General features: G+C 64.8%; 15 protein-coding genes. 6 read left to right on the forward strand and 9 right to left on the reverse strand.

The annotated features are described in order from the left end of the window. Window positions 1–29: 29 nt before the first annotated feature. A complete protein-coding gene (pyrC, locus tag A9O65_RS02175) occupies window positions 30–1,064 on the reverse strand; it encodes a dihydroorotase (protein WP_064698231.1) in 1,035 nt (344 codons plus the stop codon). A 160-nt stretch (window positions 1,065–1,224) separates the two neighbouring features. On the opposite strand from pyrC, the gene A9O65_RS02180 reads away from it, so the two are divergent. Beyond that, window positions 1,225–1,650 carry a hypothetical protein gene (locus tag A9O65_RS02180; protein ID WP_064698230.1) on the forward strand — a complete coding sequence of 142 codons (426 nt, stop codon included), beginning with the start codon at window positions 1,225–1,227 and terminating at the stop codon, window positions 1,648–1,650. Window positions 1,651–1,703: 53 nt separating this feature from the next. Here A9O65_RS02180 and A9O65_RS02185 read toward each other — a convergent pair whose 3' ends face one another. The 4 genes from A9O65_RS02185 to A9O65_RS02200 form a co-directional block, all read right to left on the reverse strand. Continuing rightward, on the reverse strand, window positions 1,704–2,945 hold the full coding sequence (locus A9O65_RS02185; RefSeq protein ID WP_064701234.1) for an NAD(P)/FAD-dependent oxidoreductase: 1,242 nt from the start codon (window positions 2,943–2,945) through the stop codon (window positions 1,704–1,706). A gap of 100 nt (window positions 2,946–3,045) precedes the next feature. Then, window positions 3,046–3,513 (reverse strand): tellurite resistance TerB family protein, encoded by a 468-nt coding sequence (locus A9O65_RS02190; protein WP_064698228.1) that lies wholly within the window; start codon window positions 3,511–3,513, stop codon window positions 3,046–3,048. Window positions 3,514–3,690: 177 nt separating this feature from the next. After that, on the reverse strand, window positions 3,691–4,104 hold the full coding sequence (locus A9O65_RS02195; RefSeq protein ID WP_064698227.1) for a nuclear transport factor 2 family protein: 414 nt from the start codon (window positions 4,102–4,104) through the stop codon (window positions 3,691–3,693). Next, the gene (locus A9O65_RS02200) at window positions 4,101–4,841 is read right to left on the reverse strand and encodes an SDR family NAD(P)-dependent oxidoreductase (protein WP_064698226.1); all 741 of its coding nucleotides are present in this window, start codon (window positions 4,839–4,841) and stop codon (window positions 4,101–4,103) included. Before A9O65_RS02200 ends, A9O65_RS02195 begins: the two co-directional genes overlap by 4 nt. A 137-nt stretch (window positions 4,842–4,978) precedes the next feature. Here A9O65_RS02200 and A9O65_RS02205 point away from each other — a divergent pair, with 137 nt between their 5' ends. The 3 genes from A9O65_RS02205 (at window position 4,979) to A9O65_RS02215 (ending at window position 8,357) form a co-directional block, all read left to right on the forward strand. Continuing rightward, window positions 4,979–5,587: a TetR/AcrR family transcriptional regulator gene (locus tag A9O65_RS02205; protein ID WP_064698225.1), complete on the forward strand. Its 609-nt coding sequence runs from the start codon at window positions 4,979–4,981 to the stop codon at window positions 5,585–5,587. A 183-nt stretch (window positions 5,588–5,770) separates the two neighbouring features. Next, entirely contained in the window at window positions 5,771–7,207 is a 1,437-nt protein-coding gene (locus A9O65_RS02210; RefSeq protein ID WP_064698224.1) for an FAD-binding oxidoreductase, read from the forward strand. A gap of 40 nt (window positions 7,208–7,247) precedes the next feature. Further along, the gene (locus A9O65_RS02215; RefSeq protein ID WP_064698223.1) at window positions 7,248–8,357 is read left to right on the forward strand and encodes a pyridoxal phosphate-dependent aminotransferase; all 1,110 of its coding nucleotides are present in this window, start codon (window positions 7,248–7,250) and stop codon (window positions 8,355–8,357) included. Between the two features lie 130 nt (window positions 8,358–8,487). Here the strand turns inward: A9O65_RS02215 and A9O65_RS02220 are convergent, their stop codons facing one another. Then, the gene (locus tag A9O65_RS02220) at window positions 8,488–9,828 is read right to left on the reverse strand and encodes a UDP-glucose dehydrogenase family protein (protein ID WP_064701235.1); all 1,341 of its coding nucleotides are present in this window, start codon (window positions 9,826–9,828) and stop codon (window positions 8,488–8,490) included. Window positions 9,829–9,993: 165 nt separating this feature from the next. Between A9O65_RS02220 and A9O65_RS02225 the strand changes: the two genes are divergently transcribed. Beyond that, window positions 9,994–10,548: an aminoacyl-tRNA deacylase gene (locus tag A9O65_RS02225; protein ID WP_254783100.1), complete on the forward strand. Its 555-nt coding sequence runs from the start codon at window positions 9,994–9,996 to the stop codon at window positions 10,546–10,548. Window positions 10,549–10,593: 45 nt separating this feature from the next. Here A9O65_RS02225 and A9O65_RS02230 read toward each other — a convergent pair whose 3' ends face one another. Continuing rightward, the gene (locus A9O65_RS02230; protein ID WP_064701236.1) at window positions 10,594–11,790 is read right to left on the reverse strand and encodes a methyltransferase; all 1,197 of its coding nucleotides are present in this window, start codon (window positions 11,788–11,790) and stop codon (window positions 10,594–10,596) included. A gap of 9 nt (window positions 11,791–11,799) precedes the next feature. Further along, on the reverse strand, window positions 11,800–12,771 hold the full coding sequence (locus A9O65_RS02235; RefSeq protein WP_064701237.1) for a YbgA family protein: 972 nt from the start codon (window positions 12,769–12,771) through the stop codon (window positions 11,800–11,802). Between the two features lie 173 nt (window positions 12,772–12,944). Between A9O65_RS02235 and A9O65_RS02240 the strand changes: the two genes are divergently transcribed. Then, a complete protein-coding gene (locus tag A9O65_RS02240; protein ID WP_082920098.1) occupies window positions 12,945–13,853 on the forward strand; it encodes a ChaN family lipoprotein in 909 nt (302 codons plus the stop codon). A gap of 8 nt (window positions 13,854–13,861) precedes the next feature. Here A9O65_RS02240 and A9O65_RS02245 read toward each other — a convergent pair whose 3' ends face one another. Next, window positions 13,862–14,320, reverse strand: a complete 459-nt coding sequence (locus A9O65_RS02245) for a carboxymuconolactone decarboxylase family protein (protein WP_064698219.1) — start codon at window positions 14,318–14,320, stop codon at window positions 13,862–13,864. Between the last annotated feature and the right edge of the window lie 13 nt (window positions 14,321–14,333).

Genomic DNA, 14,333 nt, shown 5'->3' on the forward strand with positions numbered 1-14,333 from the left:
GCCCGACCTGCGTGCCGGGCGGTGTCGTTTCAACGCATCCGCCACGCCAGGGTTTCGCCTCCCCGCAACGGCACGATGTCCTGCCCGTCCAGGTAAGGCAGCGTCTCCGGTATCGTCCAGGGTTCACGCACCAGGGTGACGGTCTCGGTGTTGCGTGGCAGGCCATAGAAATCCGGCCCGGCATGGCTGGCGAAGGTTTCCAGTCGCTCCAGGGCCCCGGCCTGCTCGAAGGCGGTGGCATAAAGCTCGAGAGCCACCGGCGCGGTGTAAGCACCGGCACAGCCACAGTCGCTCTCCTTGTCGCCCTTGGCGTGGGGCGCGCTGTCCGTGCCCAGGAAGAACTTGCCGCTACCGGAGGTCGCCGCTTCCACCAGCGCCTCACGATGCCGCTCGCGCTTGAGGATCGGCAGGCAGTAGTAGTGAGGGCGAATCCCGCCGACCAGCATGTGGTTACGATTGAACAGCAGGTGATGAGCGGTGATGGTGGCGGCCACGTTGTCCGGCGCGGCGGTGACGAAGGCCGCGGCATCGGCGGTGGTGATATGCTCGAACACCACGCGCAATGTCGGATGCCGATCCAGCAGAGGCTTCATGACCCGCTCGATGAACACCGCTTCGCGATCGAAGATATCAATATCAGCGTCGGTCACCTCGCCATGCACCAGCAGCGGCATGCCGAGACGGGCCATGGCAGCAATGGCACCATCGCAATGCGCAAGATCGGTCACGCCGGCATCGGAATTGGTCGTGGCACCGGCCGGATAAAGCTTGACGGCATGCACCCGCCCACTGGCATGAGCGCGCTCGATTTCCTCGGCGCTGGTGCGGTCGGTCAGGTAGAGCGTCATCAAGGGATCGAAACTCTCGCCATCCGGGACCGCCGCCAGGATGCGCTGCCGATAGTCGAGGGCCTGCTCGGTGGTCGTCACCGGCGGCTTCAGGTTGGGCATGATGATGGCACGGCCCATCTGGCGGGCACTGGCGGGCACCACCGCGGGCAGCACCGCCCCGTCACGCAGGTGAAGGTGCCAGTCATCCGGGCGGGTCAGGGTCATCGAGTTCACGGCGTATCCTGTATTGGCATGGGTGGGTGGCATGAGTCCGCGGTGCTTCAGTATACCGCAATGTCGCGCCCGCCTCAGTGGCTCCCCGAATCCCAGAAAGTCCTTCACGTCGCGAAAATTTGACGTATCATCCCCGGCTGAGCACTGCCACGAGGACATCATGCCGAAGGTACGCTATTACGCCGATCTCGTCGCCATCCTGGCCGGCCTCATGTGGCTGATGGTCTACTGGTCGGTGAGCTACTCGGTGCATATCGGCAATATCGAGCCCTTTCTCGCCGCCATGCTGCTGACCGGCAGCCTGATCCTGATCAGCTTCATGCACCGCCCCACCCGGGTGATGCTCAGGCGCTATCATGTGCGCAAGCGACGAACCGAGATGTGGATGCACATCCTCGCCCTGCCGCTGACCCTGGCCTTCCTCCTGGCCATCGGCATCGATTACCTGATCACGCCCCTGAACGGCGAACAGAAGATGCTGTTGTTCAACATCATGGCCACCGCCGGCTGGCTGGTCTTCATCTTCACGCTCGCCGTCAAGCTGCTGATTCACACCTTCATCGAACGACGCAAGGCCAAGCGTTGAGCCCGGCTCCAGATCGCCAAGGCCATCTGAAAGGACTCGGTTTCGTACAGAGCCTAGAAACGATCGAAGCGATACGGCGCCATCTCGATCTCCGTCGTCTCGCCATCCATCATCTGCGAGAGCAACCGCCCGGTGGCAGGACCGAGCGTAAAGCCCTGATGGCCATGGCCGAAGGCGCACCATAGTCCGCGTCGTCCCGGCGCAGGCCCGATGACCGGCTTCATGTCAGGCAGGCATGGCCGGGCGCCCTTCCAGGGCTTCGCCTCGAGCCGCTCGCCCAGCGGAAAGAGTTCCCGGGCACGCGTCTCGGCGGCCGCCAGCTGCTGATGATGAGGTGGCGCTTCGAGACGCTCCAGCTCGGCGCCGGTAGTCAAGCGTATGCCGGCTCGCATCGGTGCCAGCAGATAGCCGACCTCGGCATCCATCACCCAGTGATTCAGGCTCACCCCTTCGCGGCTGGCATAATGCATGTGATAGCCACGCTTGACGAACATGGGGACCGAAAGCCCCAGACGCTCGAGCCAGACGCGCGACCAGGGCCCCATGGCCAGGACCACGTCTTCAGCATGCCGGGCCTGGCCGTCGACCTCGACCCGCCATCCCTCGCCGTTTCCGGTCACGTCATTCACCTCACCGCGCAACAGACGGCCTCCCTCGGCCTCGAAGGCGCGCGCATAGGCCTGAACCAGGCCACCCGGGTCGGAGACCGACCAGGAATCCTGCCAGTGCACTGCCCCTGCCAGCTCGCCGATCAGATTCGGCTCCATGACCGCGAGCTCATCAGTCTCCAGGCGCCGATAGCGGACACCGAAACGGGTATCGTTTTCCTCGGCATCCTGAAGCCGCGCCGCCAGTTTTCCGGCGTTGCGATACACCTCCAGCCAGCCGTCGCGACGTACCAGGGACTCGGCCCCGGCGGCCTCGATCATGGGCCCGTGGGCATCGAGGCACAGACGAATGAGTGCCGCGTACTCGGGAATGAGCCGTCGATAACGGCTCGGGGCTGAATTTCGCCAATACTGCAGCAGCGGACCCGCAGCGCGCAGCATGCCGCCCGGCCGATAGCGAATATCCACTTCCCGATTGGGCAACACCCGCGCCAGGGTGGCCAAATCACGAGGAAAGGGATAGGGGCGCACTGCCTCGCGCTGGATCAGCCCGGCATTGCCGAAGGAGGTCTCGCGCCCGGGCTCGCGGCGGTCCACCAGCGTGACCCCATGACCACGCCGTGCCAGGTGCCATGCCACCGACACCCCGACCATGCCGGCCCCCAGAACGATGATGTCCCGCGCCATCCAACTCTCCTTTTTCGTCATCGTATAGGCCCTGACAATTGCGGCCCCGCCTCGACGGAGCCGCAATCGATGCTATCAGGATGATGCCAACCGCGCCGTTTCAGTCGGCCGCTGCGCCACCTTCGGCACGCTGTTGCTCCAGCAACCGGGTGCGCACGAAGTCCGAATGACTGACATGCAGGAGTTCGGCAAGGCGACGAATGCGATGTTCCTCCAGCGCATCCTTCTCTCCGTCGGCGAAGGCCAGCGCCCACATCGACCTCACCAGTTCGACCCGTGCCTCATAATCGCACTCATCACGCACCAATCGAACGAAGCGATGATGATCCACCGCCGTCTCGGTCTCGCGCTGGGCCAGATCCATCAGCTCGGCAAGCGCCTCTTCGTCGAGTTCGAAGCGTTGTCGCAGCTCATCACGGAGGGCATCCATCTCGGCTTGCTCAAGGCGATAGTCGGCTCGCATCACCTCGCACAACAATGCCGCCGTCGCCAGCGCCAGGGAGGGAGGCTCCCGCGTCTCCGACGTCGCCGTCATGTCATTGATCCAGCGCTGTAGCGACGCCAGCATGGCCAAGCTCCTCTTGCAATTCTTCGGTGACTCCCGCCGCTCCGACCGGGAAATTCATTCATGCTGGAATCGACCACAGCATCAACGGGACGTTCCCGCCGCAGAAGCGCCATGACGATGATAACCGGGAAGGCGAATGCCCGCGACATCCGCCTCCCCGGCCGCATTCGATGGCGTCTAGGCGCGCCAGGCCTTCAACCGAGCCTGATCGGCATTGCCGAAATCGGGATCGACATAGATGTGCATGCGACAGATCAAGTCGTCCTCGAAGGCAAAGACACTGCAGAAGCGCCCCTGGGAGATCTCGCCATCGGGCCATGCCGCACCATTCCGAAGGCGCCCACCCTCGGTTCCTTCCACCACGACATGGTCATCATCGACGATATAATGGAAACGCTCGATGTCGTGGACCAGCTCGGGGACCTCCCGGCGAACCCGTCTTCCGAACTCGACCAGCGCAGCCTTGCCCGATGCCGGCCCGAACTTGGGAAAATAGAAGCTGACGTCCTCGGTGAACAGCGCCGTCACCGAGGGGTCGTCGGCATCCACCCGGCGGAAGTAGGCCTTCACGATATCAAGACGTGACGTCATGCATTGGCTCCTCCATCGATGGTGAATTCCGCTCCCGTCACCGAGCGCCCCTCGGGCCCCGCCAGCCAGCGCACCAGGTTCGCCACATCGTCGGCCTCGTTGTAGCGAGGAATCGCCATGGCGCCGCGCTGTAGGTCTGACAATTCACCATCGGCGGGATTCATGTCGGTGTCGGTGGAGCCCGGATGCACGACATTGACGGTGATGCCGCGAGCCCCCAGGTCCCGGGCAGCCCCCTTGGTGAGCCCGATCAGACCGGTCTTGCTCATCGCGTAGAGACTGAGCCCCGGCCAGGGAACACGTGGCCCGAGGTTGCTGCCGATCGACACGATACGTCCCTCGTCACGCATGTGACGCGCCGCCACCTGGATGGCCACGAAGGGCGCACGCAGGTTGATCGCCAGGGTCCGGTCCAGATCGTCGCGTTCCAGCTCGGCGATATCCCCGATCAGAAAGACCCCAGCGTTGTTGACCAGGATATCGAGACCGCCGTAGCTCGACACCACGCGCTCCACGGCTGCCTCTATGGCACGGTCATCACGGCTGTCGGCCTGAATCGCCATGGCGCGACCACCCGCTTGTTCAATGTCCGCCACCACGGCCTGGGCCTTGTCCTCGCTGCCGGCATAGGTCAAGGCTACCTCGGCGCCATCATGAGCCAACCGTTTCGCCACCGCGGCACCGATGCCCCGGCTGCCTCCCGTCACCAACGCTACCTTGCCTGTCAGTTGAGTCATGTTGCGGCTCCCGTCGTTTCTTGCATTCGATGGATCAAGATATTTATGTATTGATCAATACATAAATAACCATGGCTGGACAATCTCGACCCTGTCAAGATATTTTTGTATCGAATGACACACAAAAGGAGGCCGACATGGCGACACGCGGCAGGCCACGCGGCTTCGACAGGGAAGCGGCCCTGGCTCGGGCCATGGAAGTGTTCTGGGAACGGGGCTTCGACAATGCCTCGCTGGGCGAGCTGACCCGCGCCATGGGCATCAACTCTCCCAGCCTGTATGCCGCCTTCGGCAGCAAGGAAGGGTTGTTCCAGGAGGCCATGGCCCTCTACGTGAAGACCGCCGGTGGCGGCATCTGGGAACCCGTCGACAGCCTGCCGACTGCGCGAGACGCCATCGCCCATGTCCTGTATGCCACGGCAAGGGCCTTTACCGGCCATGGCCAGTCACGGGGCTGCATGATCGTGCTCGCCTCTCCCCAGGCTCAGGGCTCCAATCCGTCGATCAGCGGCGAGTTGGAACGACATCGGCGCGGCAACCGAGAGTGCCTGGAGAAGCGTCTGCGTCGCGCCGTCGAGGAGGGTGAACTTCCCGACACCACGGACTGCCATGCCGTCGCCACCTTCTACTCGACCGTGCAGCACGGCATGTCGATCCAGGCCAGGGACGGCGCTTCCCGAGAGGAACTGCTCGGTGTCGCGGATTGCGCCATGAGCGCCTGGGAAAGCCTAACTCGCCCTGCATGACAGACTTCAGTGGTTCAGCCACTCGCGCACGAAGGCACGGGAACATGCGTCTCGAAGCTTCCCCTTGTTATGCTCCAGAACATCCGGTCAGCCCGTTCCGGGCTCCAATTGAGTCGCATGCCCCCTGCGAGCCCGCCCGACTCCCTGTCCGAGAATCGGCCCGACAAACAACACGGAATCGACATGGACACAATGCAATCCCAGCCTTCGGCATCTCTCTCCACGCTACTCGATCAACTGCGCGAGCGACTCGGCGCCGGTGCCGTACTCACCGGCGATGACGTCGCCGCCCGGTCCGTCGACTGGCTGACCGGCACACCCTGCCACGCTGCGGCCATCGTGCGCCCCGGCACGCCCGATGAGCTGGCCGAGACACTGCGCCTTTGCCACGCAGCCCGCCAGCCGGTGGTAACGCACGGCGGATTGACCGGTCTGGTACACGGCGCCGAGGCCTCGCCCGAGGAACTGGCGATCTCGCTGGAACGTCTCGATGCCATCGAGGCCATCGACCCGGTCGGCGCCACCATCACCGTCCAGGCCGGCGCGCCATTGCAGAAGGTCCAGGAGGCAGCCGAAGCGGCCGGGCTGCAGTTCGCCCTCGATCTGGGCGCGCGCGGGAGCTGCACCATCGGCGGCAACATTGCCACCAACGCCGGCGGCAATCGGGTGATCCGCTACGGCATGATGCGTCAGCAGGTACTGGGGCTGGAGGCAGTGCTGGCCGACGGTCGAATCATCAGTTCCATGAGCCCGATGCTCAAGAACAACGCCGGCTATGACCTCAAGCAACTGTTCATCGGCAGCGAAGGCACCCTGGGGATCGTCACGCGGGCGGTGCTTCGCCTACAGCCCGCCATGCCCGACACCCGCACCGCCCTGGTCGCCTGCCCCTCCTTCGATGCCATGACCGGACTGCTTGCCCACATGCGCCAGACTCTTGGCGGCGAACTCAGCGCCTTCGAAGCCATGTGGCGCAGCCATTACCGGCTGCTCACCGAGCAGAGCGGCCGTCATCCGCCCCCCGTGGGCAGCGAGTCGCCCTTCTATGTCATCATCGAGTCCCAGGCCATCGATGCCGACCGCCATGGGTCGCGTTTCGACCAGGCCCTCGAGTCGGCCTTCGAGGCCGGTCTTCTGGCGGATGCCGCGATCGCCCAGTCCGATGCCCAGCGCGACGGCTTGTGGGCCATCCGCGAGGACATCGAGGGACTGGTCCATCTCCTTTCTCCCTTGATGACCTTCGATGTCAGCCTGCCGATCAGTGACATGGAAGACTATGTGGCGCGGGTGGAAACGACGCTGCAAGAACAATGGCCGCAGGGACGCCTGTCGGTGTTCGGTCACCTGGGCGACGGGAACCTGCATCTCATGGCCAGCGTCGGCAGCGACGACGCCGACACTCGACACCGGGTGGAAAGTTGCATCTACGCACCGCTGGCCGAACTCGGCGGCTCAATCTCGGCGGAGCACGGCATCGGCCTGGAAAAGCGCAACTGGCTGCCGATCTCGCGCTCCCCGGACGAGCTCGCCCTGATGGCGACCCTCAAGCAGGCCCTGGACCCGCATGCTCTGCTCAATCGCCACAAGGTCGTCACCGGCGCCGCTCAGGACGAGCGCTGATCGTCCACCTTTGCCCTTCACCTTCACCAAGGGAGATGTCATGCCCCGCTTCGCCGACCACCTCTACCACCCGGGCCCGGACAACCCCTTCCCCGGCATCTGGGTCCTCCAGCGCCGCATCGGCCGCGAGATTCCTCATCGACTGGGATCCAACGAGGGCCTGGACATGCCGCACTCGGCCCTGCGCCGACATTTCGGCGACGCCATGGCCGAACACGCCTACTGCTATGGCGATGCCGAGGCACTGGGTATTCGCAAACGCCTGTCACGCCAGCAGGGCATCCCCGTGGAGGCCCTGCTGGTGGATGCCGGCGCCGACAGCCTGCTGGCTCTGGCATTGCGCGCTGTGGCCACGCCCGATACTTCGGTGATCGCCTCGGCAGGTACCTACCCGACCTTTGGCTATTTCGCCCGAGGCCAGGGTTGTCGTCTGGTCGAGGTCGCCTACGACGAGGGCAGCGATCGACTCGCACCCGACCTGGACGCCCTCGCCCGTGCTGCACATGCAGAAAAGGCGCGCCTGGTATATCTGGCCAATCCCGACAATCCCACCGGGCACCGGCACGACGATGACGCCGTTCGCCGCTTGCGCGACGCTCTGCCCGATGACTGCTGGCTGCTGCTCGACGAGGCCTACCACGATTTTCGCGACGATGCCGACACGCCCTTCGCCTCGGAGGTACTGCCGGGCGTGATTCGTTGTCGGACGCTCTCCAAGGCCCACGGCATGGCCGGACTGCGCATCGGCTACGCGATCGCCGAACCCGAGACTCTGGCAATGCTGATGAAGGTGCGCATCCACTATGCCGTCTCGACCCTGACCCAGGCCGCCGCCGAGGTGGTGCTCGACCACCCCGACGAGACCCGACGACACATTGCCGCGGTGCGCGAACGCCGACAGCGCCTGAGTGCTCATTTCCAGCAACTGGGCGCCGATGTGCTGCCAAGTGCCACCAATTTCATCGGCATCCGCCTGGCCAGCGCCGAACTCGCCAAGCGCGTGCATGCCGAACTGCTCGAGGAAGGCAAGCTCATCGCCCGTCCGGCGCATCCGGACCTGGGCCATGTCCTGCGCATCACCGCGGTGGAGGATGCCATGGTACCCGGGCGTCTGGCGACGCTGGAACGGGCCCTCCAAGAAAACACCTGAACAGGCACGAGGGGCGAGGCATGCTCAAGGCAGGCTGGCCCATCGGCGAGCAGGCCGGATAGGTGAAGGTGAAGGTGCCGGCAAGCGGCGACTTCGCCTGCCGCCGGCATCGCATCGATACAATGTCGCCTCAGGGGCGCTTCAGGGAGTCGCCGCGCCCCACGGCAAAGTACATCAACCCCGCCTTGCGCACCGTCTCGGGGTCATAGAGGTTGCGTCCGTCGACGACCACCGGCATGCCAAGCTGCCGCTTCAGCCAGTCGAAATCCACCATGCGGAAGACTTTCCACTCGGTGCAGATCACCAGGGCATCGGCCCCTTGAACCGCCGCTTCCCGCGAATCCACCAGCGTCAGATCGTCCCGCTCGCCATAGAGGCGACGGCACTCCCCCATCGCCTCGGGATCATAGGCCTGAACCCTGGCGCCGACGCGCCACAGGGCCTCCATCAAGGTACGGCTCGGCGCATCGCGCATGTCATCGGTGTTCGGCTTGAAGGCCAGCCCCCACAGGGCGATGGTGCGACCGGCCAGAGCGCCGTCGAAGGCACGCTCCAGCTTGTCGAACAGCGTCTGCTTCTGGCGGTGATTGACGCCTTCTACCGCGCCCAGCAACTGCGCTTCATAGTGCACGTCGCTCGCGGTGCGCGTCAGGGCTCGCACGTCCTTGGGAAAACAGGAGCCACCATAACCGCACCCCGGGTAGATGAAGTGGTAGCCGATACGGGGGTCCGAGCCGATACCGCGCCGCACCTGTTCCACGTCGGCCCCCAGCCGCTCCGCCAGGTTGGCGATCTCATTCATGAAACTGATCTTGGTGGCCAGCATGGCGTTGGCCGCATACTTGGTCAGCTCGGCGGCCCGCACGTCCATGAACATCAGCTTTTCCTGCAAGCGAATGTAGGGGGCATAACATTCGCGCATCAATTCGCGAACCCGCTCGGAACTGGTGCCGACCACGAAGCGCGCGCCATGCGTGAAGTCCTCGATCGCCGCCCCTTCCTTGAGAAATTCCGGGTTCGAGCAGACCTCGAAGTCGAGCGCTTCGCCACGCTCCTCGAGCACCCGCGCCACGACCTCTCTCACCCGATCGGCCGTCCCCACCGGGACCGTGGACTTGTCGACGATCACCTTGAACTCGCGCATGTATCGGCCAATGGTCTCGGCGACCGTCAGCACATACTGCAAATCCGCACTGCCATCCTCGTCGGGCGGCGTGCCGACGGCGATGAATTGCAGAACGCCGAAATCGACCGCCGTGGCCGCATCGGTGGTGAAGCGTAACCGCCCCGAGGCGGTATTGGCGGTCACCAGCTCCTCCAGACCGGGCTCGAAGATCGGAATCTCGCCGGCCTCGAGACGCGCCACCTTGTCGGCATCCACGTCCATGCACAACACATCGTGTCCGACATCAGCCAGGCAAGCCCCAGTGACGAGCCCCACATACCCGGTGCCGAAAATGGTGATCCTCATTCCCTATTACCTCGCCAGAATCCTTGCCCACGCAATGTCGTGACCGCGACCCGATGCAACGCCGGTCGCCCCTGTCCGCAACCGTAATCGCCGGTACGGCATGGCCGCATTGTAACAGGGCTTCGGAAAAGACCCAGGATTGCACTGCCTCCGAGCAGGCACGCTATGCTGAAGCATATGGACACCATCCACGCCACACAGGGACGCCGGCATGAGCGTTCGGCCCCGACGGCCGAAGGAGGTGACATCATGGCCATGCCGATGACGATCCGGGAGTATCTCCGCGCCTGCGATATCGATTACGAGGAGGTTTCCCATCCACGCGCGGTCTCGACCAGCCGCATCGCCCGCGTCGCGCACGTCGAGGGCGACCAGTTGGCCAAGGCCGTCATGCTGCACGGCGATGCCGGTTACCGCGTCGCCGTACTGCCCAGCGACCGTGACGCCGATCTGGAACGGCTCACGCAACTCTTCCATGAAGATCTGGAACTGGCCACGGAGGACGAAGTACGTCACGAGTTCGATGACTGCGACCCCGGGGCAGCCATTCCGGTGGGTCAGGCTTACGGCCTGCAGGTCTATCTCGATGATCACCTGCGCCACCGGCCGGATGTCTACTTCGAAGCGGGCGACCATGAAACCCTGGTGCACATGAGCGGCGGTGAATTCGACCGCTTGATGGCCGGCAGCCAGCACGGCGACTTCAGCCGCCCCCGTTGACACCGTAACGACACGAAGGCCGGGACGGACGTGTCTCGGCCTTCCTCAACCAGCCGGCGTTGCCTCGATCAGCAGGTTGCGAGGGGTCACGTCACGCTCGCAGAAGGTGCCGAGACGCACCTGGAAGCCAGCCTCCTCCATCAGCCTGACACGGTCCAGCGCCAGCCAGATCTCGAGCGGGCGCCGAAACAGATGGCGCACGAGCTCGAGCCGGGTGACCTCGCCCAGACGCTGGAACCCTTCGGCTTCGTAACGCGGCCAGTCGACACGGGCTGGCAATGACAGCGATTTGCGCTCAGCCGCCCAGCGGCAGAAGTCGTCGAAAGTACCGGGCATTCGTCCATAAGCCAGGCTCGGCACCGGCAGGTAAATATCCCGCCCCGAGAGGTCGCGCTGCAGAGCATCGAAGCCCAGGCGCCAGGCATTGGCCACCTGGCGCTGGCGCCGCACTCCGGCCGGCGCGGTGACGGTCTCCTGCACCGACATCGCCAGGTCATCGCGACACAGCCGCCAGCCACGCTCGGCCATCTCCCGGCGCCCCTGCTCGGAGAAGGGATGGTAGTTCGCCGCCTCGGTTCGCTGATAGCAGCACGGCGCCAGGGTCACCGCCGCGCCGCGACTGGCCGCCAGCTCGAGCAGCCGGCCATGCAGGTCACCGCAGGCGTGCAGTGCCATTACCCGAGTGCCCGGTACCAACCAGCGCCCGGCGTCCTCGGCCATCACGTCCTGCTGGTGCAGGCGCACCGCCACCGCCTGGCGCTGCGCGAGTGCGTTTCCGGCACGACACAGCCCAGCCTGCCACTCCAGGGCCTCGATACCGACGCCATGCCAGCGCCCCAAGGCGCGTGCCAGATGGCCCTTGCCGGCGCACCACTCCACCAGATCGGCATCCGGTGCCACCAGCGGGGCGAAGGCCTGAATCTGGCGCCACTTTCGGCCACCGACGAAGGTACCCCAGGCATCGGGCAGTGTCGGTCCTTGCGGGGCCATATCGGGCAGATCCACCAGCGAGGCCAGCTCATCCACGGGCAGCCACGCCGACAAGGGAGACGCCGTGAAGGGACTCGCCTGCAAGCGGGCCGCCTCGTCGTCGGACAGCTCTCTCAACGCCTGGGCCATCGCCGGATACCGGGCTTCCCAGGGTAGGCGGCGGTGCTGGAAGGGCAAGGGCTGCCATACCGGTTGCCACTCGGCCAGCACGGCACCCAGGTGCCGAAAGCGGTGTTCATGACTCGGCGTCATTCCAGCCTCTCAGACGGCATTGCGCAGCCCGAGCTCGTAAGGGTGGGGATCGAGGTAGGACTGGCCACAGATATAGTCCGAGCCGTGACGCTTCAGGTGATGATTGAGCAAGCGCATCGGTACCGCCAGGGGCACCTGCTCCAGACGATATTCTTCCACTGACTGGAGCAGGTCGCGACGCGTCTCGCCATCCAGGGACCGCTTGAGATAGCCCAGCACGTGCAGCAAGGCGTTGGCATGCGTCTTGCGCGACGCGGGTTTCGACAGCGCCTCCATGAAAGTCGGCAGGTAATACGCCAGCGTCTCGTCCAGGGGACGTCGATGCGCCTCGGCCAGATAGCGCCCCAGCTCGCGATAAGCCTCCACCCGATGCGCCATCAGCAGAAGCTTCTGACGGCTATGGAACTGCAGCAGGGCATGATGGCTGGGTGCCTCCTCGACATTGCGCTTCCAGTCGTCGAGAGCATAGACGCGCGTCATGAAGTTCTCGCGCAAGGCCGGGTCATTGAGCCTTGCCTCCTCTTCCAGAGGGAGCTCGGGAAAATGATGGCGCAGGACGCGCACGAAGACGCCGGAATCGACGTGGCTGGGCATGCCGTTCTCATGATAGACCTTGACCCGCTCGAGCCCGCAGCTGGGCGAGCCCTTCATCAGGATAAAGCCGCGCAGGTGACGATGCGCCTCGACGAAGGACTCGCCGACCCGCTCGATGCGCTCGGTCACATCCCGATCGGTCGTTTTCGTGCCCCTGGCGCGAGGCGTCTCCCCAGGCCGCCCCACCAGGCGGATCGGTTCGCGCGGCACGCCAAGCCCCGCTGCTAGCTCGGGACAGAAGGTCTCGAAACGCAGACAATCCGCCAGCACATTCAGGCAATAGCGAGACCGCTTGTGACCGCCGTTGTAACGCACCTCCTCGCCGGTCAGGCAAGCACTGATGCCGACCGGGATACCGGTATTCGCTGCAGAGGCGTGTGTTGCCATATGGCGCTCCTGTGGCGACGCTTTTCTTGGTTACAGGATAACGCCGGGATCCGTATATCGCGATTCCCGACTGGCCGCCGAGCACCATCGTTCAGCGATCCTGCCCCTGCCGCTTTGCCCCGACCGGCTGGCTCGATAGGCTGTCATGGTCCCCCTTGCTTCAGGAATCATGCATGCCTCCTCGTCGCCATACCCTCCCTCTTGCCCGCCGCGTCGCACCACTGCTCGTCGGTTTCACTTGGTTATCCGACGCCCAGGCGGCCACCTGCCATGCCCCCGGGCAGTGGCTGGACAAGGCGGGAGCCCCCATTGCAACCGATGTCATGATGCGCGATCTGGCCGAGCAACAGGTGGTGATGCTGGGTGAACGGCATGATCAGCGTGCCCATCATCGCTGGCAACTGCAGACGCTGGCTGGACTCCACGCCCTCCGCCCCGACATGGTGATCGGCCTGGAAATGCTGCCACGCAAGGCTCAGCCGGTGCTGGACGATTGGGTCGCCGGGGCATTGAGCGAAGCGGCCTTCCTCGAGGCGAGCGATTGGTTCGAGACCTGGGGCTACGACCCAGAGCTGTACTGGCCGATCCTGCACTTCGCCCGCATGCAGGACGTGCCGTTGAAGGCCCTGAATGTCACGCCCGAGCTGCAGCGACGGCTGGTGAGGGATGGCTGGGACGCCGTACCGTCGGACGACAGGTTCGGCATGACCGCACCGGCTCCGGCATCGCCGGCCTACCGCGCCGATCTCGCCGATGTCTTTGCCGCCCACGACCATGCCGCCAACGCTGGCGACGAGGGCCTCGAGCACTTCATCGACGCTCAACTGGTCTGGGACCGCGCCATGGCCAGCGGCCTGGCCGAGGCCTCGGCGGAAGGCAAGCTGGTGGTGGGCCTGATGGGGCTACGCCACCTCAGCGATGGACACGGCGTGCCCCATCAGCTCGACGACCTGGGGGTAGCCGAGCACCTCAGCCTGCTGCCTCGGCGACTCGACGCTGCCTGCCGACCACCTCCCGCCGGTCGGGCGGATGGTTTCTTCATCCTCGATCAGCGCCGGGAAGAGGCGCCAGCCGCCCCCTGAAGGGGCCCTTACCCCTCGCCGATGTCGGGCCGGAACCCGCAGGACAATACTATCCGGTTCCAGCTATTGATGATCACCACCAGAGAGGTGAGACTCAGTTGTTCCTCCAGGCTGAAGCTCGCCCTCACCTGGTCGCGGAGCGCCTGTTCGATCTCGCTCTCGGCCAGCAGAGTCAGCGCCTCCGTCCAGGCCAACGCTGCCCGTTCACGCTCGCTGAAGCCCGGTGACTCCCGCCAGGCCGGCAGAACGTCGAGACGGGCCTGGCGTTCGCCATCGCCACGCGCCTCCTCGGAATGCATCCGCTGGCAGAAGGCACAGCCATTGAGCTGGGAGGCACGCAGGAAGATCAGGTGGATCAGGCCGGGCTCGATGCCTGAGGCTTCCACGGCCTCCTGGGTCGACTTGAGGCCCTGCACCAGTTCGGGCTGCAGGCGATAGAAATCGGCACGGGAAACATGCTCTTGCATGATGCACTCCTGA

Source organism: Halomonas caseinilytica, assembly GCF_001662305.1.
Classification (GTDB): domain Bacteria; phylum Pseudomonadota; class Gammaproteobacteria; order Pseudomonadales; family Halomonadaceae; genus Halomonas; species Halomonas caseinilytica.

Coding starts and splice junctions, on each gene's coding strand:
- A9O65_RS02180 (WP_064698230.1), top strand. CDS start 1,225: ATGCCGAAGGTACGCTATTACGCCGATCTCGTCGCCATCCTGGCCGGC.
- A9O65_RS02185 (WP_064701234.1), bottom strand. CDS start 2,945: ATGGCGCGGGACATCATCGTTCTGGGGGCCGGCATGGTCGGGGTGTCG.
- A9O65_RS02190 (WP_064698228.1), bottom strand. CDS start 3,513: ATGCTGGCGTCGCTACAGCGCTGGATCAATGACATGACGGCGACGTCG.
- A9O65_RS02195 (WP_064698227.1), bottom strand. CDS start 4,104: ATGACGTCACGTCTTGATATCGTGAAGGCCTACTTCCGCCGGGTGGAT.
- A9O65_RS02200 (WP_064698226.1), bottom strand. CDS start 4,841: ATGACTCAACTGACAGGCAAGGTAGCGTTGGTGACGGGAGGCAGCCGG.
- A9O65_RS02205 (WP_064698225.1), top strand. CDS start 4,979: ATGGCGACACGCGGCAGGCCACGCGGCTTCGACAGGGAAGCGGCCCTG.
- A9O65_RS02210 (WP_064698224.1), top strand. CDS start 5,771: ATGGACACAATGCAATCCCAGCCTTCGGCATCTCTCTCCACGCTACTC.
- A9O65_RS02215 (WP_064698223.1), top strand. CDS start 7,248: ATGCCCCGCTTCGCCGACCACCTCTACCACCCGGGCCCGGACAACCCC.
- A9O65_RS02220 (WP_064701235.1), bottom strand. CDS start 9,828: ATGAGGATCACCATTTTCGGCACCGGGTATGTGGGGCTCGTCACTGGG.
- A9O65_RS02225 (WP_254783100.1), top strand. CDS start 9,994: ATGCTGAAGCATATGGACACCATCCACGCCACACAGGGACGCCGGCAT.
- A9O65_RS02230 (WP_064701236.1), bottom strand. CDS start 11,790: ATGACGCCGAGTCATGAACACCGCTTTCGGCACCTGGGTGCCGTGCTG.
- A9O65_RS02235 (WP_064701237.1), bottom strand. CDS start 12,771: ATGGCAACACACGCCTCTGCAGCGAATACCGGTATCCCGGTCGGCATC.
- A9O65_RS02240 (WP_082920098.1), top strand. CDS start 12,945: ATGCCTCCTCGTCGCCATACCCTCCCTCTTGCCCGCCGCGTCGCACCA.
- A9O65_RS02245 (WP_064698219.1), bottom strand. CDS start 14,320: ATGCAAGAGCATGTTTCCCGTGCCGATTTCTATCGCCTGCAGCCCGAA.